Annotated in this window: 29 protein-coding genes and 1 tRNA gene; 26 read left to right on the plus strand and 4 right to left on the minus strand. The window is 32.3% G+C overall.

Annotation, left to right across the window (positions count from 1 at the left end; translation table 11 throughout):
- Window positions 1-2 precede the first annotated feature (2 nt).
- The gene (locus ACTPNM_RS14000) at window positions 3-932 is read right to left on the minus strand and encodes an ABC transporter ATP-binding protein (protein ID WP_028892832.1); all 930 of its coding nucleotides are present in this window, start codon (window positions 930-932) and stop codon (window positions 3-5) included.
- Between the two features lie 190 nt (window positions 933-1,122).
- Here ACTPNM_RS14000 and ACTPNM_RS14005 point away from each other — a divergent pair, with 190 nt between their 5' ends.
- From ACTPNM_RS14005 to ACTPNM_RS14090, 18 genes are all read left to right on the plus strand, one after another.
- A complete protein-coding gene (locus tag ACTPNM_RS14005) occupies window positions 1,123-1,584 on the plus strand; it encodes a MarR family winged helix-turn-helix transcriptional regulator (RefSeq protein WP_121148237.1) in 462 nt (153 codons plus the stop codon).
- A gap of 17 nt (window positions 1,585-1,601) precedes the next feature.
- Window positions 1,602-4,007, plus strand: a complete 2,406-nt coding sequence (locus ACTPNM_RS14010) for a 3-hydroxyacyl-CoA dehydrogenase/enoyl-CoA hydratase family protein (RefSeq protein WP_099214019.1) — start codon at window positions 1,602-1,604, stop codon at window positions 4,005-4,007.
- 68 nt (window positions 4,008-4,075) lie between these two features.
- A complete protein-coding gene (locus ACTPNM_RS14015) occupies window positions 4,076-5,266 on the plus strand; it encodes an acetyl-CoA C-acyltransferase (protein WP_440122415.1) in 1,191 nt (396 codons plus the stop codon).
- A gap of 38 nt (window positions 5,267-5,304) precedes the next feature.
- The gene (locus ACTPNM_RS14020) at window positions 5,305-5,667 is read left to right on the plus strand and encodes a four helix bundle protein (RefSeq protein WP_133537302.1); all 363 of its coding nucleotides are present in this window, start codon (window positions 5,305-5,307) and stop codon (window positions 5,665-5,667) included.
- Window positions 5,668-5,712: 45 nt separating this feature from the next.
- Window positions 5,713-7,521, plus strand: coding sequence for an acyl-CoA dehydrogenase family protein (locus ACTPNM_RS14025; protein WP_440122417.1), 1,809 nt, complete (start codon window positions 5,713-5,715; stop codon window positions 7,519-7,521).
- Window positions 7,522-7,758: 237 nt separating this feature from the next.
- On the plus strand, window positions 7,759-8,760 hold the full coding sequence (locus ACTPNM_RS14030; RefSeq protein ID WP_440122418.1) for a PliI family lysozyme inhibitor of I-type lysozyme: 1,002 nt from the start codon (window positions 7,759-7,761) through the stop codon (window positions 8,758-8,760).
- Between the two features lie 11 nt (window positions 8,761-8,771).
- Window positions 8,772-9,200: an META domain-containing protein gene (locus ACTPNM_RS14035; RefSeq protein ID WP_440122419.1), complete on the plus strand. Its 429-nt coding sequence runs from the start codon at window positions 8,772-8,774 to the stop codon at window positions 9,198-9,200.
- 151 nt (window positions 9,201-9,351) lie between these two features.
- Window positions 9,352-9,771 (plus strand): hypothetical protein, encoded by a 420-nt coding sequence (locus tag ACTPNM_RS14040; RefSeq protein WP_440122420.1) that lies wholly within the window; start codon window positions 9,352-9,354, stop codon window positions 9,769-9,771.
- Between the two features lie 281 nt (window positions 9,772-10,052).
- A complete protein-coding gene (locus ACTPNM_RS14045) occupies window positions 10,053-10,472 on the plus strand; it encodes a hypothetical protein (RefSeq protein ID WP_440122422.1) in 420 nt (139 codons plus the stop codon).
- Between the two features lie 305 nt (window positions 10,473-10,777).
- Window positions 10,778-10,996: a helix-turn-helix domain-containing protein gene (locus tag ACTPNM_RS14050; RefSeq protein WP_300022921.1), complete on the plus strand. Its 219-nt coding sequence runs from the start codon at window positions 10,778-10,780 to the stop codon at window positions 10,994-10,996.
- A gap of 2 nt (window positions 10,997-10,998) precedes the next feature.
- Window positions 10,999-13,338: an ATP-binding protein gene (locus ACTPNM_RS14055; protein ID WP_440122424.1), complete on the plus strand. Its 2,340-nt coding sequence runs from the start codon at window positions 10,999-11,001 to the stop codon at window positions 13,336-13,338.
- Between the two features lies 1 nt (window position 13,339).
- Complete coding sequence (locus ACTPNM_RS14060) at window positions 13,340-13,987, plus strand: hypothetical protein (RefSeq protein WP_440122425.1); 648 nt, start codon at window positions 13,340-13,342, stop codon at window positions 13,985-13,987.
- Window positions 13,988-13,990: 3 nt separating this feature from the next.
- Entirely contained in the window at window positions 13,991-14,590 is a 600-nt protein-coding gene (locus ACTPNM_RS14065) for an HNH endonuclease (RefSeq protein ID WP_440122426.1), read from the plus strand.
- Window positions 14,583-16,169, plus strand: a complete 1,587-nt coding sequence (locus tag ACTPNM_RS14070) for an Eco57I restriction-modification methylase domain-containing protein (RefSeq protein WP_440122427.1) — start codon at window positions 14,583-14,585, stop codon at window positions 16,167-16,169. Before ACTPNM_RS14065 ends, ACTPNM_RS14070 begins: the two co-directional genes overlap by 8 nt.
- 252 nt (window positions 16,170-16,421) lie before the next feature.
- Window positions 16,422-17,324 (plus strand): alpha/beta hydrolase family protein, encoded by a 903-nt coding sequence (locus tag ACTPNM_RS14075; RefSeq protein WP_440122428.1) that lies wholly within the window; start codon window positions 16,422-16,424, stop codon window positions 17,322-17,324.
- Between the two features lie 132 nt (window positions 17,325-17,456).
- Entirely contained in the window at window positions 17,457-18,113 is a 657-nt protein-coding gene (locus ACTPNM_RS14080) for an intradiol ring-cleavage dioxygenase (RefSeq protein ID WP_440122429.1), read from the plus strand.
- Window positions 18,114-18,212: 99 nt separating this feature from the next.
- Window positions 18,213-18,554, plus strand: coding sequence for a hypothetical protein (locus tag ACTPNM_RS14085; RefSeq protein ID WP_440122430.1), 342 nt, complete (start codon window positions 18,213-18,215; stop codon window positions 18,552-18,554).
- A gap of 56 nt (window positions 18,555-18,610) precedes the next feature.
- Complete coding sequence (locus tag ACTPNM_RS14090; RefSeq protein ID WP_440122431.1) at window positions 18,611-19,171, plus strand: TPM domain-containing protein; 561 nt, start codon at window positions 18,611-18,613, stop codon at window positions 19,169-19,171.
- A gap of 22 nt (window positions 19,172-19,193) precedes the next feature.
- On the opposite strand, the gene ACTPNM_RS14095 is transcribed toward ACTPNM_RS14090, so the two are convergent.
- Together ACTPNM_RS14095 and ACTPNM_RS14100 are read right to left on the minus strand one after the other, a co-directional pair.
- A complete protein-coding gene (locus ACTPNM_RS14095; RefSeq protein ID WP_440122432.1) occupies window positions 19,194-19,775 on the minus strand; it encodes a TetR/AcrR family transcriptional regulator in 582 nt (193 codons plus the stop codon).
- 78 nt (window positions 19,776-19,853) lie between these two features.
- The gene (locus tag ACTPNM_RS14100; protein ID WP_440122433.1) at window positions 19,854-20,609 is read right to left on the minus strand and encodes an SDR family oxidoreductase; all 756 of its coding nucleotides are present in this window, start codon (window positions 20,607-20,609) and stop codon (window positions 19,854-19,856) included.
- Between the two features lie 181 nt (window positions 20,610-20,790).
- On the opposite strand from ACTPNM_RS14100, the gene ACTPNM_RS14105 reads away from it, so the two are divergent.
- The 4 genes from ACTPNM_RS14105 (at window position 20,791) to ACTPNM_RS14120 (ending at window position 23,002) form a co-directional block, all read left to right on the plus strand.
- Window positions 20,791-21,315 carry a TetR/AcrR family transcriptional regulator gene (locus ACTPNM_RS14105; RefSeq protein WP_274641150.1) on the plus strand — a complete coding sequence of 175 codons (525 nt, stop codon included), beginning with the start codon at window positions 20,791-20,793 and terminating at the stop codon, window positions 21,313-21,315.
- A gap of 5 nt (window positions 21,316-21,320) precedes the next feature.
- Complete coding sequence (locus ACTPNM_RS14110) at window positions 21,321-21,731, plus strand: nuclear transport factor 2 family protein (RefSeq protein WP_273693628.1); 411 nt, start codon at window positions 21,321-21,323, stop codon at window positions 21,729-21,731.
- 66 nt (window positions 21,732-21,797) lie between these two features.
- On the plus strand, window positions 21,798-22,244 hold the full coding sequence (locus tag ACTPNM_RS14115; protein ID WP_440122434.1) for a GNAT family N-acetyltransferase: 447 nt from the start codon (window positions 21,798-21,800) through the stop codon (window positions 22,242-22,244).
- Between the two features lie 146 nt (window positions 22,245-22,390).
- On the plus strand, window positions 22,391-23,002 hold the full coding sequence (locus ACTPNM_RS14120) for an aspartyl/asparaginyl beta-hydroxylase domain-containing protein (protein ID WP_440122436.1): 612 nt from the start codon (window positions 22,391-22,393) through the stop codon (window positions 23,000-23,002).
- A gap of 54 nt (window positions 23,003-23,056) precedes the next feature.
- Here the strand turns inward: ACTPNM_RS14120 and trxB are convergent, their stop codons facing one another.
- Complete coding sequence (gene trxB / locus ACTPNM_RS14125) at window positions 23,057-23,995, minus strand: thioredoxin-disulfide reductase (RefSeq protein ID WP_440122437.1); 939 nt, start codon at window positions 23,993-23,995, stop codon at window positions 23,057-23,059.
- 221 nt (window positions 23,996-24,216) lie between these two features.
- Between trxB and ACTPNM_RS14130 the strand changes: the two genes are divergently transcribed.
- The 4 genes from ACTPNM_RS14130 (at window position 24,217) to ACTPNM_RS14145 (ending at window position 26,709) form a co-directional block, all read left to right on the plus strand.
- A tRNA-Pro gene (locus ACTPNM_RS14130) sits at window positions 24,217-24,291 on the plus strand.
- Window positions 24,292-24,406: 115 nt separating this feature from the next.
- Window positions 24,407-25,270, plus strand: coding sequence for a helix-turn-helix domain-containing protein (locus ACTPNM_RS14135; protein WP_440122438.1), 864 nt, complete (start codon window positions 24,407-24,409; stop codon window positions 25,268-25,270).
- A gap of 80 nt (window positions 25,271-25,350) precedes the next feature.
- Window positions 25,351-25,986: a class I SAM-dependent methyltransferase gene (locus ACTPNM_RS14140; RefSeq protein WP_440122439.1), complete on the plus strand. Its 636-nt coding sequence runs from the start codon at window positions 25,351-25,353 to the stop codon at window positions 25,984-25,986.
- A gap of 3 nt (window positions 25,987-25,989) precedes the next feature.
- Entirely contained in the window at window positions 25,990-26,709 is a 720-nt protein-coding gene (locus ACTPNM_RS14145) for a DUF2490 domain-containing protein (RefSeq protein WP_440122440.1), read from the plus strand.
- Window positions 26,710-26,763 lie beyond the last annotated feature (54 nt).

Below are 26,763 nucleotides of genomic sequence, written 5' to 3' on the forward strand. Positions count from 1 at the left end.
GCTTAACTGTTTTTATGGATTGCTTGAATAAAAATATCATTAGCACTTGGCACTAACTCTACAAAATGCTGTACTTGACCTTGGTTGGTTAAATACGATAGTAAATCGTTTGGAGAGCTTCCGTTAGTAAGTTTTACATTCAACTTTAACCCTTCATTTAACAATTTAAAATCTGCTGGTAAAACCTCAAAGTTTTCTTTTAGCTTTTGCTCCACTTCTTTTGAATTAGAAGTAGCTAATCCAACCTGAAAAGTATTTGTTCTAAACTCCTTTTTAATATCTTCTAGCTTACCATCTAAAATTTTATTCGACTTGTTAATCAACGCTATATAATCACACATTTCCTCAACAGACTCCATTCTATGAGTAGAAAAAATAATAGTAGCTCCTTCATCTCTCAACTGTAAAATTTCTTTTGCTATTAGTTGGGCATTAATAGGATCGAAACCAGAAAAAGGCTCATCAAAAATCAATAATTTAGGCTGATGTAGTACAGTTACTATAAACTGTACCTTCTGTGCCATTCCTTTAGATAACTCTTCAATCTTTTTATTCCACCAAGCACCTATATCAAATTTATCAAACCAATATTTCAATCGTTTTTTAGCTTCCGATTTACTCAACCCTTTTAATTGAGCAAGGTATAATGCCTGCTCTCCTACCTTCATACTCTTATACAACCCTCTTTCTTCTGGTAAGTAACCTATATGCTCTATATGGTTTGGAGCTAACTTTTCTCCATCTAATATAATTTCACCTGCATCAGGCATTGTAATTTGATTGATAATTCTAATAAGCGAGGTTTTTCCTGCGCCATTAGGACCTAACAAACCAAAAACACTTCCTTTAGGTATGTGCATTGACACATTATTTAACGCAGTATAATCGCCATAACGCTTTACCACATTGTTAATTTCTAATAAATTGTTCATAGATTTTATAGTTGATTAATTACCGCTTATTGAAAAACAGCAGTGACAAACTTACATATTTTTATACTCAATTAGTATACGGTTCTCTCCAAACGTTACAAGATTAATTTTTTGTTAATTTTATTATGCATGCATAACTTTTTTGCAAAATACTATGCATGCATAATAAAATTTTATATATTTGGCATCCATGGACAAGGATAAATCAATAGACCACCAATTAAGAGCCACGTGGCAAGCCGTTGCAAAAATGTACAACGAGCAAGCTGCAAAGCACGATAGCACAATGGCCACGGCTTTTGCTTTGTTGAATATCGATTCTGAAAACGGCACCCCTTCAACTGCATTGGGTCCGTTAATGGGAATGGAACCTACAAGTCTTTCTCGTTTATTAAAAACTATGGAAGATAAGGGAGTTATATGTCGCGAGAAAAATCCAAATGATGGTAGAAGCGTTATTTTAAAACTTACCGAATACGGTAAAGAAATGCGCGAAGTTTCAAAAGGACACGTATACCAATTCAATAATAAGGTAAGAGAACATATTACTGAAGAAGAGCTAGATAGCTTTTTTAAAGTAACAACAACAATAAACAAACTAATTACAGATAAGTTAATATACGAAGATGATATTGACAATAAAGCTGTATAAAACAAACCAACAAACAAATGGCAAGAAGAATTAAAAAAGTAGCAATTATCGGTTCTGGTATCATGGGATCAGGTATTGCATGTCATTTTGCTAACATTGGCGTTGAAGTATTGCTTTTGGACATCGTTCCAAGAGAGCTTAACGACAAAGAAAAGGCAAAAGGATTAACCTTAGAAGACAAAGTAGTTCGTAACCGTTTGGTAAATGATGCTTTGACTGCTTCGTTAAAATCGAAACCATCACCTATCTACAATAAAAAATTTGCAGATAGAATTACTACTGGAAACCTTGAAGACGATTTACACAAAGTAAAAGATGTAGATTGGATTATGGAAGTAGTTGTTGAACGCTTAGACATTAAACAAAGTGTTTTTGAACAAGTTGAAAAATACCGTACACCGGGTACAATTATTTCTACCAACACTTCGGGTATTCCAATTAAGTTTATGAACGAAGGACGTAGTGAAGATTTTCGTAAGCACTTTGCGGTAACTCACTTTTTTAACCCTCCTCGTTATTTAAAATTATTTGAAGTTGTTCCAGGACCAGACTGTAAACAAGAAGTTACTGACTTCTTAATGGATTATGGTTCTAAATTCTTAGGAAAAACTTCAGTATTAGCAAAAGATACACCAGCATTTATTGGTAACCGTATTGGTATCTTCGGAATCCAATCGTTATTTCACCAAGTAAAAGAATTAGGATTAACAGTTGAAGAAGTTGATAAATTAACTGGTCCTGTTATTGGACGACCAAAATCAGCTACTTTCCGTACTGTTGATGTTGTTGGGTTAGATACTTTAGTACACGTTGCTAACGGAATCTACGAAAACTGTCCTAACGACGAAGCTCACGATTTATTTAAGTTACCAGATTTCATCAACACAATGATGGAAAACAAGTGGTTAGGTAACAAAACCAAGCAAGGTTTTTACAAAAAAACAACCAATGCTGAAGGAAAACGTGAAATTTTAGCGTTAGATTTAGATACGATGGAATACCGTCCGTCTAAAAAAGCAAAATTCGCTACGTTAGAATTAACAAAAACAATCGATAAGCCAATTGACCGATTCAAAGTATTAGTTGGCGGAAAAGATAAAGCGGGAGAATTCTACCGTAAGAACTTTGCAGCAATGTTTGCGTACGTTCAAAATAGAATTCCAGAAATTTCTGACGAATTATACAGAATTGACGATGCTATGAAAGCAGGTTTCGGATGGGAAAATGGTCCTTTCGAAATTTGGGATGCGGTAGGAGTTGAAAAAGGTATCGAATTAATGAAAGCTGAAGGAAAAGAGCCAGCTGCTTGGGTAACAGAAATGTTAGCTAAAGGAGAGAAATCTTTCTATACAGTTAAAGACGGTGCAACATATTACTACGATGTACCTGCAAAAGCACAAGTTAAAAAACCAGGACAAGATTCATTTATCATCTTAGATAACATTCGTAAAACTACTGAGGTATTTAAAAACTCTGGAGTTGTTATTGAAGATTTAGGAGATGGAATCTTAAACTGTGAATTCCAGTCTAAAATGAACACTATTGGTGGTGATGTTTTAGCAGGATTAAATAAAGCAGTTGATTTAGCTGAAAAAGACTTCCAAGGATTAGTTATTGGTAACCAAGCTGCAAACTTCTCAGTAGGTGCCAACATTGGAATGATTTTTATGATGGCTGTTGAGCAAGAGTACGATGAATTAAACATGGCTATCAAGTATTTCCAAGATACCATGATGCGTATGCGTTACTCTGCAATTCCTACTATTGCTGCTCCTCACGGAATGGCCTTAGGTGGTGGATGTGAGTTATCATTACACGCTGATAAAGTAGTTGCTGCTGCTGAAACCTACATCGGATTAGTAGAGTTTGGAGTTGGAGTAATTCCTGGTGGTGGTGGATCTAAAGAAATGGCTTTAAGAGCTCAGGACTTATTCCACACTGGCGATGTTCAATTAAACGTATTACAAGAGCACTTCTTAACTATTGGTATGGCAAAAGTTGCTACTTCAGCTTATGAAGCATACGACTTAAACTTACTACAAAAAGGAAAAGACGTTGTGGTTGTAAACAAAGACCGCCAGATAGCAGAAGCTAAAAAACACGCTGTGTTGTTAGCAGAAGCAGGTTATACACAACCAGCAAAACGTAAAGATGTTTTAGTATTAGGTAAGCAAGCCTTAGGTATGTTCTTAGTAGGAACAGATTCTATGGAAGCTTCTAAATATATTTCTGAACACGATCAGAAAATTGCAAACAAACTAGCCTATGTAATGGCTGGAGGAGATTTATCAGAACCAACAAAAGTTACTGAGCAGTATTTATTAGACCTTGAACGTGAAGCTTTCTTAAGTTTAACTACAGAACGTAAAACGTTAGAGCGTATTCAGCATATGTTAAAAACTGGTAAACCTTTACGTAATTAAAATTACTATGCTATTAGCCTCTAGCTGTTAGCAAATAGCTAAAAGCCAATAGCCAAAAGCAAGAAAATATGAAAACAGCATATATAGTAAAAGGATATAGAACCGCCGTAGGGAAATCTAAAAAAGGTGTGTTCAGATTTAAAAGAGCTGACGAATTAGCTGCTGAAACCATCAAATATATGATGGGTAAGTTGCCAGAATTCGATGTAAAGCGTATCGACGATGTTATTGTTGGTAACGCAATGCCTGAAGGTTCTCAAGGATTAAACATGGCAAGAATTATTTCGTTAATCGGATTAGATTCTGTAGATGTTCCTGGAGTTACCGTAAACCGTTTCTGTTCATCAGGATTAGAAACTATTGGTATGGCTGTAGCAAAAATTCAATCTGGAATGGCAGAGTGTATTATTGCTGGTGGAGCAGAAAGTATGAGTTCTGTACCAATGACAGGTTTTAAACCAGAATTAAACTACGATATCGTAAATGCAGGTCACGAAGATTACTATTGGGGAATGGGAAATACTGCTGAAGCAGTAGCTCAACAATACAATGTATCTCGTGCAGACCAAGATCAATTTGCTTACGAATCGCACATGAAAGCTTTAAAAGCGTTAGATAGTGATCATTTTCAAGATCAAATAGCTCCAATTGATGTAGAAGAAACTTACATTGATGGAAACGGAAAACGTGCAACAAGAAATTACACAGTTACTAAAGACGAAGGTCCACGTCGTGGAACTAGCGTAGAAGCCTTAGCAAAATTACGTCCAGTATTTGCAGCTAATGGTTCTGTTACCGCTGGTAACTCATCACAAACAAGTGATGGTGCTGCCTTTGTAATGGTAATGAGTGAAGATATGGTAAAAGAGTTAGGTATTCAACCAGAAGCTCGTTTAGTAAGTTATGCAGCAGCAGGAGTACCACCTCGTATTATGGGAATTGGTCCTGTAGCAGCTATTCCAAAAGCATTAAAACAAGCAGGTTTACAACAAAGTGATATTGAATTAATTGAGCTAAACGAAGCGTTTGCTTCACAATCGTTAGCTGTTATTCGCGAATTAGGTTTAAATCCGGATATCGTTAACGTAAATGGTGGAGCAATTGCTTTAGGTCACCCATTAGGATGTACTGGAGGTAAACTATCTGTTCAGTTATTTGATGAAATGCGTAAGCGTAACATGAATAACAAATACGGAATGGTAACCATGTGTGTAGGTACTGGTCAAGGTGCTGCTGGTATTTTTGAGTTCCTTAGCTAGTAAGATTAAAGAGCATAGAGAAAAGAGAATAGACTTTAATGAGTACTAGTAAGAGACATAATTATAAAAATCTAAAAATTTGGCAACTAGGATTAGAAATTGCAAATGACATTTCTGATGTATTAGTGGAGTTTCCAAAGCATGAGCGTTATGATTTGTCTTCTCAAATGAGCAGATGCTCTGTTTCTATGCCCAGTAATATTGCGGAAGGTTCTGCAAATACGAATAAATCATTTAGCAACTATTTAAACATTGCTTTAGGTTCTTCTTTTGAGCTAGGCACACAATTATTAGTTGCTTTCCATAGGAAATATATTAACCAAAAAACATTAACAATACTTGAAGAAAAAATAGAAGAATTTCAAAGAATGACAATGAGTTTTCAAAATACTCTTACCTAGTCTTTTTTCTATTCTCTATTTTCTCTTTTCTTAAAACTAATAAAGATGTCAGAATTAAATAAAGATCTTTTACGCGGAGGGCAGTTCTTAGTAAAAGAAACAAAATGCGAAGATATATTTACTCCTGAAGATTTTTCAGAAGAACAAACAATGATGCGTGATGCGGTTAAAGAATTTAACGACCGTGAAATCATTCCTCATAAAACTCGTTTCGAGGCAAAAGATTATGCACTTACCGAAGAAACTATGCGTAAAGCTGGTGAATTAGGATTCTTAGGTGTGGCTGTTCCTGAAGCTTATGGCGGATTAGGAATGGGATTCGTTTCTACGATGTTAACTTGTGATTACATTTCAAGTGGAACAGGATCTTTTAGTACTGCTTTTGGTGCACACACTGGTATTGGTACAATGCCAATTACTTTATACGGTACTGAAGAGCAAAAGCAAAAATACGTTCCTGCGTTGGCAATGGGAGAGCGTTTTGGAGCTTACTGTTTAACTGAACCAGGAGCAGGATCGGATGCGAACTCAGGTAAAACTACTGCTGAGTTAACTGAAGACGGAAAGCACTACAAAATTAACGGACAAAAAATGTGGATTTCGAATGCAGGTTTTGCTGAAATCTTCATCGTTTTTGCTCGTATTGAAGACGATAAAAACATTACTGGTTTTATCTTAGAATATGATAAAAACAATCCTAACGGAGTAACTTTAGGAGAAGAAGAACACAAATTAGGTATTCGTGCATCATCTACACGTCAGGTATTTTTCAACGATACATTAATTCCTGTTGAAAACATGTTATCTGTTCGTGGTGGTGGATTCAAAATTGCAATGAACGCCTTAAACGTTGGTCGTATCAAATTAGCCGGTGCTTGTTTAGATTCTCAAAGAAGAATTATAACTCATGCTGTAAACTATGCTAACGAGCGTAAGCAATTTAAAACTCCTATTGCTGAGTTTGGAGCTATTAAAATGAAGTTAGCTGAAATGGCTACTAATGCTTATGTTGGTGAGTCTGCATCATACAGAGCAGCTAAAAATATTGAAGACAGAATCGCGATTCGTGAATCTGAAGGAAACTCTCATCAAGAAGCAGAATTAAAAGGTGTAGAAGAATATGCTATTGAATGTTCTATCTTAAAAGTAGCTGTTTCTGAAGACGTACAAAACTGTGCTGACGAAGGAATCCAAATTTACGGAGGTATGGGATTCTCTGAAGAAACTCCAATGGAGTCTGCTTGGAGAGATGCTCGTATTGCTCGTATCTACGAAGGAACTAACGAAATTAACCGTTTATTATCGGTAGGAATGTTGGTTAAAAAAGCAATGAAAGGTCATGTAGATTTATTAAATCCTGCAATGGCAGTTCAAAATGAATTAATGGGAATTCCTTCTTTCGATACTCCAGATTATTCTGAATTATTCTCAGAAGAAAAAGAAATTCTTGCTAAACTTAAGAAAGTATTCTTAATGGTTGCAGGAGCTGCTTTACAAAAATTTGGACCTGAGTTAGAACAACACCAACAGTTATTAACTGCTGCTTCAAATATTTTAATTGAAATATACATGGCAGAGTCTGGAATTTTAAGAACTGAAAAGAACGCGAAGCGTTTTGGTGAAGATGCTCAAAAAGAACAGATTGCTATGGCTAAGTTATACTTATTCAATGCCGTAGAAACTATTACTAAAAGCGCAAGAGAAGGAATTATTTCTTTCGCTGAAGGTGATGAGCAACGTATGATGTTAATGGGACTTAAGCGTTTTACAAAATACGCAAACTACCCTAACGTAGTTGAGTTACGTGACACAATCGCAGAAAAATTAAAAGCAGAAAATAAGTACTGCTTCTAAAAAATAGAAAAATTTTCTTCAACTTTTATAGGTTTTAGAATTTAGTTGTTTGTTTAAAAGATCGTCAAATTAGTTTTTGGCGGTCTTTTTTTTATCCTCTAAAAAAGCCAAAAAAACCTATACACCACAATATCAACTTTCAAGAAAATCAAGAATCTTAAGGTTTTCTTAAAACGTTTTTTCATATCTTTAATGGTATATTTATTGTTATTTAGAAGCAAAAAAACACAAAATAGCATGATAAAACTTACCAATACAGCACTACTAGGAATGGCTTTTTTAGCTATGGTTAGCTGTAAAAAAGAAGCAAAAAAAGCAGACACACAAGAAACCGTTAAACAAGAAACAGTAGCTACCATGACTGATGTTACTGGAAACTACGTTTCTTCAGAATATGAAAAAAGAAACGAAGGATACGATTGGGTTTCTGTAGCTGTTAAACCAGCTATAAATAATCAATTAAAAATTGTAGTTCGCTCTCGAGCTGATAAGAAAAAACCTACCTGTACTTTTAACGCTCTTGCTAAAAAAGCAAATGACAGTACCTACAAAGCTGACATAAATGGTAAAACTGTAGTATTTTCTTTTAAAAACAAACAAATTTCTATTGCAACGGCAAACAAAGAAGACAGTGGTTTATTAAACTTTTACTGTTCTGGTGGAGGAAGCCTTGCAGGTTCTTACCATAAAATTGACGGAGACTTAGACCAAACACAAATAGACAAAACCATTTTTAAGAAGCATTTAACCTTACAAGGAATTGGTTTTAATATTTCTACTAAAAAAAATGAAGTAGATACTGAATTAACGGTTGCTCCGTACGGATTAGAAATTGATAATTCAGCAATTACCCAAACCATTGATGGTAGTGTTGTTGATGCTGAAATTGAAGATCTAAACTCAGATGGTTTTCCTGAAGTAGTTATTTATACTCAATCTGATGGAAGCGGAAGCTACGGTAACGTAATTGGATACTCTGTTAATAACGGAAAATCGGTGAGTCAAATATACTTCCCTCCTATTACTGAAAATAAAAAATTAAGTGAAGGATATATGGGACACGATAAATTTACCATTGTTGAAACTACCCTATCTCAACGTTTTCCTATTTATACAAAAGAAGATTCTAATGCTAACCCAACAGGAGGCATCAGACAAATTAATTATAAATTGGTAGATGGAGAAGCATCAAGAAAATTTGAAATAAAAAACTCAACTGATTTTAATACTAATAACTAAACTTAAATATTATGAAAAAACTATCATTTGTATTCGCAGTAATTCTATTAATCACCGTGTCTTGTGCTAAAAAAGACACAGCCGAACAATTATACGGAACTACTTGGGAACTGGAATACATTTCTGGACCAAGAATTGCTTTTGACGGATTGTTTCCTGATAAAAAACCTCAACTTACGTTTGATAAAGAAGCAAACAAAGCTATAGGAAATAACGGTTGTAATGGGTATTCTGCTGAATTTATGTTAGGTGAAGAAAATGCGATTTCTTTTGGAGAACCAGGACCAACTACGATGATGTACTGCGGACAAGGTGAACAAGAGTTTTTAAAAACCATTAAAAAAATAAACAAGTATAGTTTTGACTTAGAAGGAAAACTAAACTTATTAATGGACGATGTAACAATGATGCGCTTTAAAAAAGTAACTACTGAAGAATAATTCACAATAGTTGTTACTTTAAACGAATTAATAACTTAGGGGAAACCTCATACTATATAGCCTTTTTTTGGTTTGTTAGTATGAGGTTTATTTTTTACTACCAAAGGCAACATCCGCTAATAAGTATACAGTTTCAGCGACACGTGCCGCGGTGTCTGCGGAGCATGCCGTGATATTAGCGACCCGTGCCGCGGTGTCTTCGGAGCACGCCGTGATATCAGCGACCCATGCCGTGGTGTCTTCGGAGCACGCCGTGATATTAGCGACCCATGCCGCGGTGTCTTCGAAGCATGCCGTGATATCAGCGACCCGTGCCGTGGTGTCTGCGGAGCACGCCGTGATATCAGCGACCCGTGCCGTGGTGTCTTCGGAGCATGCCGTGATATCAGCGACCCGTGCCGCGGTATCTTCGGAGCACGCCGTGATATCAGCGACCCGTGCCGTGGTGTCTTCGAAGCACGCCGTGGTATCAGCGACCCGTGCCGTGGTGTCTTCGGAGCATGCCGTGATATCAGCGACCCGTGTAACCTTTAATGATAGCTATAACAACTTTTATTACCTAAACAGCTAAGCTTATGGATTTCCGTAAGAAAATTAAATTATTATTGTTAAGTTCGTAAAAGTATAAACAAACATAAATACAATCATAAACCTACCAAAATGGTTGTATAACGATGTATTATACATCTATATAAACAAGTTGCCCACAATATGGAAAAAGTGACCAAATTGATATTCAGTCTTATAATTTTGACTTCTGTTTTACTAACAAATTGCAAATCGAAAAAAAAGACTGAACACTATATTTCGGAACTAAATCTGAATGAACATTTATCGGATTTTACAAACGTGATGAGTGAAAAAGACACGATAAAAATTATTGCCGAACTGTATATGGAATGGTGGATTAGAGTTGACACCTTAACTGTTACAAAAAAGAACAATCAAACTCAACTTCAAGCAATAATTAAGGAAGACACCACATTTGAAATGAAATATCAATGGCGAACGAATAAACTCAAGCCTGTCATTATTGAGAATACTAACAACGAATTTGAACAACATTTTGCTCAAAAAATAGAACGGACAAAATCTGACCCAAAAAGTGGACGGATTTACAAAATATTAAGTCCAAATGATACGTTGATTTTTTACACCAAAGGTTTGGGAGATAAAGGTGGAGAAGTTAGAGAATATTATAAATTTATGCGCAATTACTATCCGAATGAAAAAGATTTTGTCCCAATTGGAGAAAAAATTGACAATGAATAAATACTGTGGGCAACAATGTATAACCGCAATTACGGCGGATTCGACTACGTCCGAATCCACTCGGAATTGCTAAAGTCAGTGTCAAACCGAAAATTAACGCATATTAACCCGTAACTGACGGTTATACGAGACCGTTGTACACAAGCTCTGAAAAGCCACCCCGCAGTCAAGTACATTTTATTTTGCTCGTGCCTCACAAAATAAAAAGAGCTTGCCTTTTTCCAATGCTAACGAATGAATTAAACATCCCGAAAATCTAAATAATCATCCTGTTTTTATATATTTGTTTCAAACATTTCTAAATAATGACTGAAATAGGAAAGCTCTTAGATAAAAAATCAGTTAATAAGGCTGAAATATCTAGAAGAACAGGAATTAGTGCTTCCCGTCTAAGCGAATTAAGTTTAAAAAACTCTACTCGTCTAACAGCTGAAGAACTTTATTTAATTGCATTAGCAATTGACATTGAACCTGTTGAAGTATTAGAGGAAGTTTGTAAGCACTTAAAATTAGAGAATCATTAGCGATGGCGGATATACCTTTCACAGTTTCGGCAAGAACAGCAAGATTAATTGGACGTGAAAATGTTGCTAATGCAGAAGGTGCATTAATTGAACTTGTCAAAAACTGTTATGATGCAGATTCAGAGAATTCAATAATCTTTCTAGACAAAACTAATAGTACAATTCTTATAATTGATACTGGTGATGGAATGGACGATAAAATCATTTCTGAGCAATGGATGACCATTGGAACAGATGACAAATTATATAATGCTGTCACAAAATCAGGAAGAATAAAATCAGGAGCAAAAGGTATTGGGAGATTCGCTCTAGACCGTCTTGGTGAAACTTGTTCAATGATAACTTTCCCAAAAACAAAAAACAGCTCTGGATTTAAATGGGATGTTGATTGGAATAAATTTGAGAGAAAGGACAAAGACGGCAGGAATGTCAAGATTAATGAAGTATTTGCGCAAATAAATAATATTGAAGACTCAAATTATTTTAGTCAATTAAAAAGGAACATCACCAATAAAAAAGTGATTTCAATACTTGAAGAAATTAATAGTAAAAAACCTATTGTTAATGGTACAGCAATCTTTATAAAAAATTTAAGAGATGATTGGTCTGATTCAAATATTTCAAAGGTTTTTCAAACTCTTGAACTACTAAATCCACCAGAAGGCTTAAATAAAATTAAAATATGGCTTTTAAGTAATGAGGAACCAAATAAATATGGATTAGTTGAAAATGAAGAGTTTAGAGATTATGACTATAAGTTAACAGCTAAATACAAAAAAAACGAAAAGTTCAATGTTAGAATTCAAATTCATAGAAATGAATTTGATTATAATTTGATACCAAAAGAACTATTTAATTATGAGGATATGCAAGAGTTTCCTTTTGATAAAGAAACTTTTAAAAATGAAGAGTTTGAAATCGAAAGAACTTTTAACGAATTAATTAAAGGAGCATCCAACGAAAAGGGAATTTTCGAAAATATAGGAGACTTTGAATTTACTTTCTATTTCCTTAAAAATACATTATCAACAAAAGACAGAGAAAAATTCTACCAAAAGGAATTTTTAGGAAATAGAGGAAAATGGATTGAAAAGTTTGGTGGAATAAAGTTATACAGAGATGATTTTAGAATTAGACCATACGGAGAAATTAACACTCAAGCTTATGATTGGTTAATGTTAGGAGAACGATTTGGTCAGAACCCAGCTGCTTTTTCTCGAAAAGGAAGTAGAGTTAGACCAAACCAAGTAGCAGGAGTGGTGAAATTTTCAAGAATAGATAATCCCTATTTAGAAGACAAATCAAACCGAGAAGGTATACAAGAAAGTGCAACATTCGAATTTTTTAAAAACCTATTAAAAGGTTTAATAAAAGTTCAAGAAGATGACAGAAGTACGGTAGGTTTTAATCTTGACAAACTAAATTCTGAGATAAATAAAGAGGAGGAAATTATTGATGAAAGCGGAAACATTGCTAATGAAGATAATGATGAAAACGAGTCACAAGAAGATACAAAGTCTAAAAACAAAAAACTAAAACAAGGTGTAAAAGCTAGAGATAAAAAACTCTCAGAAAAAGAAGATGAACTAGCTACCTCAAGAGCAATGGCTTCGGCAGGGATAATGATTGCAAGCTTTTCTCACGAATTCCACGGCATAAAAAATAATCTCACTTCTAGAATTTTTCTTCTTAAGCGAAAATTACATAAAGTGATTAATGAAGAAGATTTAAATAGCAAAGAAGAAGGAATAAAGTTGAACGATGAAATTGATAAACTATATAGGCAAGACCAGAAATTAAAACAATGGATTGAATTTGCAATTGGTTTAACAAAGAAAGATAGAAGAAAAAATAAAAAAATAAACCTTATTGATTATTTCTCAAACTTTAATAAGGACTGGAATAGTAATTTATTTAAAGAAAGAGATATTTCATTTTCTTATGATTATGACGAAAGTGTTAAAGGTTCATTAACAACTAATATCTCAGAATTAGATTTAGATACAATTTTCGATAATTTAATTACCAACTCAATAGAAGCCTTTCAAAGAAATGGTGTTAAAGGTGAAAGGAAAATTTCAATTAAATTAGAAATCGAAAGTAAAAACATCAAAGTTCAATATACCGATAATGGTCCTGGAATAGTCAAAGACTACACTAAAATCAACGATATTTTCAAACCATTTGAAACTTCTAAAACAGACGATTTAGGGAATCAAATTGGAACAGGACTTGGTATGTGGCTAGTAAAATCAGCAATTGATAGTAATAAAGGTAAAGTTCTATTATCTCGACCTTCTAAAGGTTTTGAAATCACATTTTGGTTTAAAAAAATTAATTAATATGAAATATACATTAGGAATACTTGATGAAGAAATAGAACAAATAGACACTATTGAAGCTGCATTTGAAGATGTTTTTAATATTGTTAAGATAGAATATGCAAAATCAATAGAAGACCTTATTGATATTATTAAATCTGAGAAAATTGATGTTCTATCTATTGATTATAAATTAAAAGACCACAATAAAGGGTTTGAATTCAATGGTGATTATTTTTTTAATGAATTATTAGAAAAATTTGGTGAATTCCCTGCCTTTGTACTGACACAAAATGTTTTAAATGCAAAAAAAGAGAGCAAAAAAATAAACCCAAGATTTATTGTTGATAAGGCAGAAATACATTCTTTTTTAAATCCAGATAACAAAGTTGAAAAAAAGAAATTCGTTGAAGATTTGATATATGAGATTGAAATTCATCAAAATAAAATTCAAGAAGATATAAATGAGTTAAAAGTTCTAGAATCTTTATTAGAGAAAGGGGAAAAATTAGGAGATAAAGAAAATAGATACATTGAATTAAATAACAAATTATCAAAATCTCTATCAGGATATGATGCATTACCTCAAAAATATTTTAGTGAAGGAACCAATGATAGATTAGATTTAATAATTAAGCAGACTGAAAAGCTTCTAAAAAAATTGGATTAAGATATGTACACTTTTATTCAAGAAACACCAAAACATAGACTTAATCCACCAACTTATTCTAGATACTCGCAGTACAAGGATTTACTGATTGTCGACTTCAAGAAAAGATGTGCTTATTGTAATGACACAAATAAATATAGAATTCGAAGTTTTGCAATTGACCATTTTATTCCACAAAAGCCACTGAATTTTAGACCAAAGACACCAGCTAATCAGTACGACAATCTCATCTATTGTTGTTCATATTGTAATAGAGCAAAATGGAATAAATGGCCAACAGATAATGAAGCAATCGAAAATGATGGAAATAAAGGTTTTGTAAAACCAACAAGAGATGAATACAAAGATTTGTTTTTTAGAAATACGAATGGTCGTATTATTCCAATTGAAAACAACAATTTAGCTAGATACATAAAGGACGAACTAATGCTTTGGCATCCAATTCATTCATTAATGTGGAGAATTGAAAAATTAATGGATTTAGAAGAGAAAGTAGATTTAAAATTAAAAGAGATAAATAATGATGAGTTAAGTGAAATTCACAGTAAAATAACTAAAGAAATAACTGATATATTTAGACAAATTTTTAATTCTAATGACTAATAAAAAAAATACTGGTTCTTATTATACGCCATCTTATTTGGCTGAATTTATTTCAAAGAGAGTCTTATCTAACTTTGAAAACAGAACACGTATGTCAATATTAGAACCAAGTGTTGGTGATGGAGCATTTATTTTAGAATTAGAAAAAGAAAGCGATATAAACATCAACTTAACAGCGTTAGATATCAATGATGTAGAATTGAAAACAGCTTCTAAAAAATGGAGTAAAAAAACAGCTTCATTTATAAAAACCGACTTCTTAGAATACTCTTCCTCAAGGCAATATTCAGCTATTATTGGTAATCCGCCTTATGTCAAAAAAAATATACTTACATCAAAACAAATTCAATTAAGCAGAGAAATACATTTAAGTGAAAAACTAACTGAGGCATCCGTTAAGAATATTTGGGCTACATTCTTGGTAAAAGCAAATAAATTATTATCAAAAAATGGAGTTTTAGCATTCGTCTTACCTTCAGAACTATTACAAGTTAAATTTGCCGAAGAAGTTAGAGAATATCTAAAAAAAGAGTTTGAAAGAATTGAAATTTTTACTTTCAATGACTTAATGTTCGAGTGCAAAGGACAAGATACAATCGTACTTTTTGCCTATAAAAAATCCGATTTCAAAGGCGAATTTTTTGCTAATATAACTTCAAAAGAATCATTAAAAAATAATGACTTCATCTTAAAAAATAACGAATTACTTGTTTCTTCTAAAATAAAATGGACTCATCATTTCTTGTCATCTGATGAATTAACATTTATAAACAACCTAAAAAAAGAGCTTAAAACTGTCAACGATTATACAGTCTCACGACCTGGTATCGTTACTGCAGCAAATAAGTTTTTTATTATTGATAAAGAAACAGAAAAAAAATACAATTTATCAAAGTACACAAAACCAATCATACAAAAAGGTCTCTTTGTAAATGGAAGTGTGGTTTTTAATGATGAAAACTTAAAAGAGCTTGAAAAAGATAATCGTCCAACACGGCTTTTGCAACTAAACGACAATGATAAAATTTCAAAAAAATTACGAGAGTATTTAAAACTTGGTGAATTGGAAGAAGTTCCAAATAGGTATAAGTGTAGAATCAGGAACAATTGGTATGTGATTCCTAATGTTTCAGAAAGTCCAGAAGCTTTCTTTTTTAAAAGAAGTCACTTATATCCAAAGCTTTTAAAGAACAATTCAGGTGCTTTTGTGACTGATTCTGCTTACAAAATTGATATACGAAATGGATTTGACTTGAATAGTTTTATTTATTCATTCTACAATACGCTAACCTTACTTCTTACAGAATTAGATGGCAGATATTATGGTGGAGGAGTTTTAGAATTGATTCCAAGTGAATTTAAAAAGTTACCCATTCCATACTTTGAGATTGAGCAAAATCAATTTGAAAATTTCACAATTGATTTTGAGAACAAATCAAATATTGAGCAAATATTAAATCAAAATGACTTTAATATACTTAACTCAACTTTGGGAATGGACTATGATAATCTAAAAAAACTGACAGAAATAAGAAATAAATTAAAAAAGAAAAGATTACGTGAATATGCCAATGCTTAAAGCCATACACATTTGCAATTCGCTACAACCAACACACAAGCCTAAAATTGCAAAAGAGTATGTCTTTGCCAACGCTAGCGAGTTTGAGGAAAGAAAAGCCAGTGTACAACAATGTATAAAAATAATAGTGGTTTAATCGCTAAAACCGAAGTAAGTAAATATAAAAAAGGTCTATGTTTAACTGAAAAGTTAGTGTGTGTAAATCCACTACTATTCTTATACTAGACAGTTCCCTGTAATTTACCCAAACCAATGAACAGAATTTTAATATCAACATTTTTCTTCCTTTTTTTAAATTCCGGATTTGCTCAAAACGGAAAATTAATCTCGAAAAGATTAGTTGATATTTCTAACACAACTATTTGGAATAAAATTTCTCAAAACAACGAATTACTTCCTTCTTTTGAGCATCTAAAGAAGTTGGATTTTTACTCTATCTCTTACGAAAGTGACAACCAAAAAGTTAAAGGATTATTAGTTGAGCCAAAAAAAGATGGAAAATATCCTGTTGTTATTTTCAATCGTGGTGGGAATAGAGATTTTGCTCAATTAACAATTGCAACTTTGATAATGTACACTTCCAAATTAGCGGAACAAGGTTATATTATTATTGGTAGCAACTATCGAGAAAAAGATGAATTTGGTGGCGCAGAAATTAATGACGTGCTGAATTTGACAGAAACCGTAAAGGAAATTGAAAAAGCTGACCCTAATAGTATCGGAATGTTTGGTTGGTCAAGAGGCGGAATGATGACCTATTTAGCTTTACAAAAATCAAACAAAATAAAAACAGCTATCGTCGGAAATGGAGTATCTGATTTGTTTGACACAGCCAAGTTTAGACCAAAAATGGAAACCAATGTATTTGCCGAATGTATTCCTGATTACTGGAACAATAAAGAATCGGAATTAAAAAAACGGTCAGTAATTTACTGGGCAGACGAATTAGACAAAAATAGTAGCCTTTTAATTTTATGCGGAACAAACGACAAAAGAGTAAACCCAGAACAAGCTGATAAAATTGCAGAGAAGTTATCTGAAATGAATTATGATTTTGAATTAAGAAAATTTGAAACAGATCATTTCTTTTCAGAATATAAAACAGAATTGAACGAAATGGTAATTGAATGGTTTAACAAACGATTAAAAAAATAAAAACTACCCACAACAATGGCTATAAGTAATTACTTGTTCTCGCCTACTTCTGAAAAACAGTAGTTTTCTTATTCAGTTCGTATTCATTAAATTAGAGCTTTAAAAACACAACTAATTTTATACGAATACGTTATGTATCCTTCTAAATACCAAACACTAAAACACTATTTAGGAGCGCTTTTTTTAATGCTTATTGTAACTTCCTGCAAAGGACAATCGCAAACAAACATAGAAAGAAACGTGGGTGGAGGTTGCCAAGACTGTAAAGCTTTATTGGATTATAAAATGCTTAACATAACACCTAAGTCAGTTGATACCTTACCTGGTTTTCATGAAAATGAACCAAAACTAAAAATAACGGGTACTGCATTTAAAAAAGACAGAAAAACACCCGCAGAAAATGTTATACTCTACATTTATCACACAGACAGAAATGGAATTTATCAACCTAGTGACAAACCTGTAGGTTCGGAAAAAAGACACGGACAATATAGAAACTGGCTAAAAACAGGTAACAATGGAAAATTTACTTTTTATACATTCAGACCTGCATCTTACCCCAATACACAAGAGCCAGAACACATTCATATTTATGTAAAAGAGCCCAATACTGTGCCTTATTATATTGACAGCTATCAATTTGAAAGCGACCCTGCTCTTACTGAAGAAAAAAAGCAGTCAGAAAAAAACAGAGGTGGTTCTGGAATTATACAACTTAAAAAAGAAGATGGCATTTGGACTGCCCATAGAGATTTAATTTTAGGATTAAATATTCCTGACTATGAGTAAAACCTTTTCTTACCACCACTTACTTTTTTAGATTTTCTATTCAGTTTCAATTTGTTAAATTAGTTGCTTAATTCAAGAAAAAGTTAACCTTATATTTTTATGGAAATAAAAAAGTACATGTATAGCTTTCCTATACTGAAAGAAAAAATTGATGAATGGAAAAGTTTTGCTGAAAAAGTAAACGGAGAAAAAAACGAGGAGTTTACAAAAATGCATGAAAGAATTGGCGTTACCAAAGAGTTATGGTTTTTAAAAGAGAAAAAAGACAGCTACGAAGTATTGGTATACACCGAGGCTGTTAATGATAATTTTATGGAACTTTTTAAAGAAGATACTTCCGAGTTTTCAGAATGGTTTAAAGCAAATGTTGAAAAAACTCAAAAAATAGATTTAACTGAAAGCTTTAAAATGCCTGAGCTTGTTTTAGACTGGGTAGAATAAAGTTAGTTGGATCTTTATTTTCCATTTTTATTAGCATCTAATCACTATATCAAAAAATGAAACTTTCCTTTCAAATAATTATACTCTCTTTTTTAATAGTTTTGGGCTGTAAGTCTAAGCAAGATGAGAAGAATGAAATAAACACTAACGCTCCTAAAGCTGAATTTACCAAATTCGATTTAGGTGAAAGTGATTTACCCACACTAAAAAATGTAGTAAATGATTATGAATCTCTCTTCACCATTGAACAACTGGAAAGGTTAACCTTGTTAATTCGAGAGTATGAGAAAAAGACTTCCAATCAAATAGCTATTGCTTCTATTAAATCAATCGGAAAATACACCGATTTTAGTCAATTCGCTATTGACTTATCAAATCATAATGGTGTAGGGCAAAAAGAAAAAAACAACGGTTTAACTATTGTTTTTAGTAAAACCTTAAGAAAAATAAGAATTTCTACTGGCATTGGAACTAAACAAATTTTAACAGACGAAATTTGTGAGGAAGTAATTGAGAAAACAATTATCCCTGAGTTTAAAAAAGGAGAATATTACGTTGGTATTGAAAAAGGAATTACAGAGTTAATAGCTAAGTGGCAAAAACCTTTAAAAAGGTAACTTTTTACTCAACCTTATTTGATTAGCTCAGTAAAGACAAGGCAACATTTATTGAATTTGATAACTCTTTTTTATCAGGATTTACTTTAGAAACAACTCGAATACCATTGTAAAGTGTGTAAAGAAGAGTGGCTATAGATTTTAAATCTTGACTATTTTTTAATTGTCCTCTTTCTTTACCTGCTTTTAAATACTCATAAAATAGGTTTTCGAAATCACTTTTATTTTCAATTAGTACTTTGTGTAAACTTTCGTCATTCGGAATAAGTTCTGTCGTAGCATTTACAACAAAACATCCTTTTTTATCTTCATCAAGAATAGCTTCATCTATAGCTTTATTAAATAACTCTGAAAACCCTTCTTTTACATCTGGGTGATTTTGAAAAAACTCTATTAGTCCCTCTTTTGTAGTAGCTCTATAAAGCTCGAAAGACTTTTTAAATAGTTGTTCTTTATCTCCAAAGGTATCATATAAACTTGCTCTGTTTATTCCTAAGTGACTTACCAAATCTTGTACGGAGGTAGCAGAATACCCTTGTTTCCAAAACAAACACATTGCTTTGGTTAGTACTTCTTTTTCATTAAATGATTTAACTCTTGGCATATAAAAAATGTGGAAGCGATTAACACTTCCACAAAATTACCATACTGGAACTATCATTCCAAATATATTCAAAAAAATTTAGCTCATTAATGGATTGATATTTATACCTCCATCAATATTATACTCACTTCCTGTAATAAAAGAAGCATTGTCAGATGCTAAAAAAGACACCAACTTTGCCACCTCTTCTGGTTGTCCGAATCGCTTTAAAGGAACACGATTTTCAATGGTTTGAGCAAAACCTTGCAATTGTTCTTCTTTCATTCCCGTTTTTCCAAAAATTGGAGTAGCTACTGGACCAGGATTAACCGAATTAATTCGTATTCCTCTCGAAGCTAATTCAGTAGCTGCTGTTCTAGTATAAGAGTTTAACGCTGCTTTTGATGCTGCATATACTGCTGTATTTGGCATTCCGGTATAAGCATTTATAGATGATAAATTTATAATTGATGCTCCCTCATTTAAAATGGGTAAGAATTTTTCAGTAGTAAATACAGCTCCTTTAAAGTTAATAGCCATTTGATGATCAAACATTTCTTCACTTATACTTCCAACTGGTGCTGGTTGAAAAATACCCGCATTTACAAATAGTATATCAACTTTATTGAAGTCTCTCTTTACCTGTTCTACTAAGTTTTCAATAGCAGAAAGACTTTTTACATCAGCAACAATTCCTTGTACTCCTAGTTTTTTCGAAGCCTCTTTTACTTTTTCAGAATTTCTTCCTGTAATAATTACTGTTGCTCCTTGATTTTTTAATTCTTGAGCAGATGCAAACCCAATTCCACTGTTCCCGCCAGTTATAACGGCTATTTTTCCTTTTAATGTACTCATTGTTTTTATTTTTTAGTTAATAATTAATTATAGAACGATCGTTCCGTTTACAAACATACATATATTAGAACGATTGTTCCAAATTAAATTTACACTTATTTTATTTGGTTAAAATGTTAAAACACCGAACAGACTTGTCTGTTCTTTTTAAACTTTGTAACTTTGACATAAATTAAGAGGTATGAGTAGTCCCAGAGAACGAATATTAGAAACAGTTGCACATTTATTTCATCAACAAGGTTATAACAGTACAGGTATTAATCAAGTTATAAAAGAGGCTAAAGTTGCTAAAGCTAGTTTTTATCAGCACTTTAAATCAAAGGATGCTTTGTGTATTGATTTCTTAAATAACAGGCACGAGCTTTGGTTTAAAGAACTCTTTAAGTATACTTCAAAAAGTAAAAATTCAAAAGATAGAGTATTGCTAGCATTCGATTTTATAGCTTATATGAATACAAAAGAAAATTTTAGAGGTTGTAGTTTCCTAAATATTCTATCAGAAATATCTAAAGAACAAGAGGGTATATTAACCGTAATTCAATTACATAAAAAAGAATTGAACAACTTTTTTCAAGAGTTAATAGACAATGAACTACTTGCTACACATATTTATCTACTTTTTGAAAGTGCTATTATAGAAAGTCAACTCTTCAAATCAAATGAAATAGTATATAAATCAAAAAAAATCATACAAAACTTACTATAATTATTATGGAACAGAAACATCCACTTCCTCCTTTTACCCTCGAAACAGCTAAACAAAAAATTCAACTCGCAGAAGACGCTTGGAATTCTCAAAACCCTGAAAAAATAGCATTAGCTTACACTGTTGATAGTGAATGGAGAAATAGAGACACCTTTGTTAATGGTAGAGAAGAAATTATTAACTTCTTGAGTAAAAAGTGGCAAAATGAGCTTAATTACAAACTAAAAAAAGAGTATTGGGCACATAGTGAAAACAGAATTGCTGTACGCTTTGAATATGAATATCAAAACAAAGAAGGCAAATGGTTTAGGGCTTATGGTAATGAAAACTGGGAATTTGATAACAACGGACAAATGAAAAAAAGGTACGCTAGTATTAATGATCTTGAAATAGAGGAAGTTGATAGGTATCTTTAATTTTTTAGCATAAAATTGAAAAAGTGAATAATAATATACTTATGAATTAAATAATTGAACTGTAAAATGAATTATAAAATAGATAATATAAACAAGTCTGAATATCAAGAAGTAGCTGATGTATGGGAAGCTTCCGTTAGAGCTACACATCATTTTTTAAAAGAAGAAGATATCGCTTATTTTAAACCCCTTATTTTTAATACGTATTTGGATGCGGTAGAATTAAAATGTATAAAAATCAATCATAAAATAGTAGGTTTTTTAGGCGTTGCTGAAGAAAATTTAGAAATGCTTTTTATCCATCCTGAATATAGAGGTAAAAAGGTAGGTAAAGCCTTATTAGAATACTCTATTGACAAATTGAATGTAGATAAGGTAGATGTAAATGAACAAAATGAGCAGGCTGTTGGTTTCTATCAACATTTTGGTTTTAAAACTATCAACCGTTCAGAGCTAGACGCTACAGGAAAACCTTATCCTATTTTACACATGCAGTTAAATAATACTCTCTAAAAGAGCTTAAGAGTTATTACTAATAACTTTAGTTCCTAAAATTAAAACAGAAGAATTAACTTTATCAAAATGTAACACTTGTGAAGAAAGTTTAACTTTTTGTAGTTTTACAATATACTAACCTAAACTTTTATAAACATACGTCTATGGAAACAGTTACTACCAAAACAAGTAATACTTTTAGTGATCGTATTAAATTGCCTTTTAACTTTGATACAACCAAAATGCTTGAAGAAGCTAAAGCTTTACAATTGGATAATTTTGAATATTATAATGTAATTGCTTTGCGATCGCCTGCACACCTAGTTGATACATCATTACCTTTCCCTCCTCCTGCTGAAGATTATGCTGATGGTTCGTGGACAGATTGGTTAGATACTAATGCTTTAAAAAAGTCTCCATATTTGACTAGTGTTATTGATTTTTTTAAAGAAAACACTACAGTAACTTTAGTACGACTACTTCGATTAGCTCCACATTCAACAGTTAAAGAACATACGGATCCTACCTTAGGTTTAGAGGTTGAAAGATCAGTAATTCGACTTACAATACCTATTCTTAATAATGATAATGTTACTTTTTATTTAAATGATACTCCCGTATTGATGAAACCAGGAGAATGTTGGTACATGAGACTTACGGATCCTCATAAGGTTATTAATAATGGTGATGAAGAACGTATAAACCTTACCATAGACATGATTCCTAACGATTGGATTCGAAGGGTTATTAAAGAAAGTGCACAAAATTCTAAATAAAATAAAAAGGGTACACTAATACGTACCCTTTTTTGTTTTATATAACTTTATAGTCTATTCTAAAGCTCCTAAATAACGCTCTGCGTCTAAAGCAGCCATACAACCTGTACCTGCTGCTGTTACTGCTTGACGGTATTCTTTATCTTGAATATCACCAGCGGCAAAAACTCCTGGTAAGTTTGTTTTGGTAGATTTACCTTTTGTTATTAAATATCCTGTTTCATCCATATCTAATAAACCTTTGAATAAATCAGAGTTTGGTTTGTGACCTATCGCAATAAATACTCCTGTTACTGGAATTTCTGTTTTTTCACCAGTTTGGTTATTAACAGCACGAACTCCTTCAACAACGTTTTCTCCTAATACCTCATCAATTTCAGTATTATACATAACAGTAATATTTTCTGTTTTGTTAACACGGTGTTGCATTGCTTTAGAAGCACGCATATAATCTTTACGTACTAACATAGTAACTTTACTACAAATATTTGCTAAGTATGTTGCCTCTTCTGCAGCAGTATCTCCTGCCCCAACAACAACAACATCTTGTCCTTTATAAAAGAAACCATCACAAGTAGCACAAGCTGAAACTCCACCACCAATTAAACGTTGCTCGCTTTCTAATCCTAAATATTTTGCAGTTGCTCCTGTAGATATAATTATAGTTTGCGCTTCTATTTCTGTCGATTCATCTACAGTTACTTTATGAGTTCCTCCTTCTTCTTTAGAAAGCTCTACTTTAGTAACCATTCCAAAACGAACATCTGTTCCGAAACGCTCTGCTTGACTTTTTAAATCTTCCATCATTGCTGTACCATCAGTACCTTTTGGATATCCTGGGAAATTATCTACCTCAGTTGTTGTAGTTAACTGACCTCCCATTTGCATTCCTGTATACATAACTGGTTTCATGTCTGCTCTCGCTGCATAAATAGCTGCTGTGTAACCTGCTGGACCAGACCCAATAATCAAACATTTAATTTTTTCTGCCATTATCTTGAATTTTTGAAGTTACAAATGTAATTTTTTTTTATTTCTAGTTATCTGCTTTTAAATATATTTTAACTATTGTCTTATAAAGTCAAATTATTTAATAATTATTTCATTTTTTTATTTGTCATTTACTTTTTTTTTCTACATTTGCAGTCCCAATTATTCGGGGTGTAGCCTCTCATTTTACTCGAGATAAACTACACTACGAATTTTACACTTTTCGGGGTGTAGCGTAGCCCGGTCATCGCGCCTGCTTTGGGAGCAGGAGGTCGCAGGTTCGAATCCTGCCACCCCGACTAAAAAGTCCTTAAATCATCTGATTTGTAGGACTTTTTTATTTTTTAGAATTACTTATTATTCCTTGCTCTTTTTCTACTTAAATTTGTATTGCTTTAGTTTCATTCTAATATCATGAAAACCATCCCCGTAAGACATTTAAAGACTTCTCAAAAAGAACCTAACCTATCTGGTGATTTTATGATTAAGGATCTTCAGGAACTTCTTAACGGAAAAGATATGGTTCACGAGCTTCACAGGCACGATTTTTACTTCTTTTTAGTATTAAAAAAAGGGATAGGAAACCATGAAATAGACTTTGTTAGTTATGATGTTACAGATTATACTGTTTTTATAGTTCGCCCTGGTCAAGTGCACGAATTAGAATTAAAAAGTAACAGCGAAGGTTTTATGATTCAGTTTAATACTGATTTTTACTATCCTTTTGATAAAAGAATGAATTCTCTATTACAAAAAGTAAGTACTTCAAACTACTATCTACTAGAAGAAGACTTTTTTTTAAGAATTAACCCTTTATTGACCTCTATTTTTTCAGAATATAAAGATAAAGCTGAAGCATATAAAGAAGTTATAAAGTCTAATCTTCATATTCTTTTTATAGAGCTACTAAGGTTAAAAAGCACCAACAATAAAGATTCTAACACTAAGGATCTATATATTCAAGAATCTCTTGAAAAATTTCTACATTTATTAGAAACAAATATTACTAGCATAAAACAAGTTTCTAAATATGCTAGTATGTTAAATCTATCTAACTACCAGTTAAATACTATAACTAAACAGACTTTAGATAAAACAGCTTCAGAAATTATTAATGAACAAATTATACTAGAATCTAAAAGGTATCTTTTAGCATCTTCCAATCAAATAAATCAAATAGCATATCATTTAGGCTATGAAGATGTTTCTTATTTTATACGTTTTTTTAAGAAACATACTGGTTACTCTCCTGAAGCTTTCAGAAAAAAACTAACATAAGTACAATACTACTTTACAATTATCCTATCCTAGAGGCTTAGACTAAATATACTTTTACATCATATAAATCAAATTAAAATATGATGACAAAAGGTGATTTAAAGTATAAAGAGTTTTGGAATGAAAAATATCAAAACACCACCTTTGCCTATGGCAAAGAACCCAACTTATTTTTTAAAGAAGAGCTTCAAAAAATAAGAACTGGAAAAATCTTATTACCTGCTGACGGAGAGGGTAGAAATGGTGTATACGCTTCAAAATTAGGTTGGGATGTTACTGCTACCGATTTGAGCATAGAAGGAAAAAGTAAAGCTCTAAAATTAGCCAACGAATTCGGTATAGATCTACAGTATATTGTAGGCGATATACAAAACCTTGAATTTCCAAAAGAATCTTTTGATGCTATTGGTTTAATCTACGCTCATTTTACAGCTTGGAAAATTTCTACAATTCATCAAAAATTAGTTACACTTCTTAAATCTGGAGGATACATAATATTCGAAGCGTTCAGTAAAAATCATTTAAAATATCAGAATGATGATCCAAAAATAGGTGGACCAAAAGATATAGATATGCTTTTTTCAGTAGAACAAATACAACAAGATTTTACTGGTTTTGAAATTCAAGTTTTAGAAGAAGAGGAAGTTTTTTTGAATGAAGGAAACTCCCACAACGGCAAAGGAAGTGTGCTTCGTTTTATAGGTAAAAAACTCTAGGAAATGATGAAAAAGATGCTAGCTGTAGTATTTCTATTTATAGTTTTTAAGAGTAATGCCCAAAAAGCCGACCAGTTTAATTCATGGTGGTATTATTCTGGTAAGTATCAATTAACTGAAAAGTTCAATATTGAAACCTTATACTCTTGGAGCAGACATAATCTTGTTAAGAATTGGCAACAATCAAAACTAAGACTTGGTACAAGTTATAACTACTTAAAAAATATAAGTTTTGGTGCTGGGTATGAATGGGTAGTTCTCTTTCCTTATGGAGCACATCCTGTCCCTAAGAAAAGAATAGAGCATCGTATTTATGAGTACTTTACCATAAAAAATAAAATTAAAAAAGTTTCCGTTAATTATGGAATGCTATTAGAACAGCGTATCATGAAAGACAAAACAAGACACCGATTACGATTAGTATTTAGTACAAAAACACCAATCATATGTTCTAAAGAAGGTAAAACAATAATAGGTTTATCATTCTCTAATCAAGTATTTTTAGATGTCGACAAGTACGCAAACAATAAAAACTTTAGTCAGAACAGAATTTATGGTGCTGTTGATATTCCTTTAAATAGTGCTTTGGCATTAAGTATAGGATATATGAATCAATACATAATTATAAAAGAAAACCGTATTGAAAACAACCATACTTTAATGATAAAACTATCTCACAAAATTGATTTCAGAAAGAAAAAGAAACAGTTTAGTTTACTATAATTTTTAGAAAAATAAACACAAACACCTTACATTTGTGTTTATTTTTTTATTACA

Origin of the sequence: Tenacibaculum sp. Ill, from assembly GCF_051938915.1 — a bacterium.
GTDB lineage: Bacteria > Bacteroidota > Bacteroidia > Flavobacteriales > Flavobacteriaceae > Polaribacter > Polaribacter larymnensis.